This window comes from Acetobacter sp. UBA5411, assembly GCF_002409645.1.
Taxonomy (GTDB): Bacteria; Pseudomonadota; Alphaproteobacteria; order Acetobacterales; family Acetobacteraceae; genus Acetobacter.
On sequence record NZ_DHNR01000020.1, the window covers coordinates 2,421 to 3,006 of the forward strand.

General features: G+C 61.3%; 1 pseudogene. It reads right to left on the bottom strand.

The window, feature by feature from the left end:
- Positions 1-586 (bottom strand): annotated as a pseudogene (locus B3759_RS07010) (conjugal transfer protein TraG); the annotation flags it as partial.

Here is a 586-nt window from a genome sequence, read left to right on the forward strand (position 1 = left end):
ATCTGTGCAAAATTGCGCAGGATGTCTTGAGAACCTGGACCGAGGCGGTCGACTGCTTCCTGGAGTGCGCGAACATCCGGCTCGTCGTGTACCGTGGTCAGTTCAGACTGAAACAGGCCGCCTTCGATCGTCGCGAGGAGGGCGAGTAACTGCTGGTCCGGGGGCACCCGATTCAGGTCCAGCGGCGCTGCAAGCATGACCGGCTGGGCCATGCGGATCGCGCCTGACCGCCCATTGACGGCGGCAAAGAACGTCTTCGAATGGACGATGCGACCGGCATACATCGTTATGGCCTCGCCCTCGATGAGTGACTGAAGGTCTGCCCAGGGAATACGGGCGACTTCCCGGACTTCGGCACCCCGTCCTTCCCGGTAACTGCCAGCCGAGTTGCCTTCAAAATGCGTGGCCTGACTGACCTCGATCCGATCGGACTGCTTTTCGATCCACTCGCGCGTGCGCATGGCATCCTGCAGGCGCATGGCGTGGGTGAGGTTGGCGTTGCCGAGCAGGGTAAAGGCTTTGTCGCCGATGCGTGTCGTAAGACCCGGAAGATCCTGAAACCCCAGCCAGAACATGCAGTTCAGGC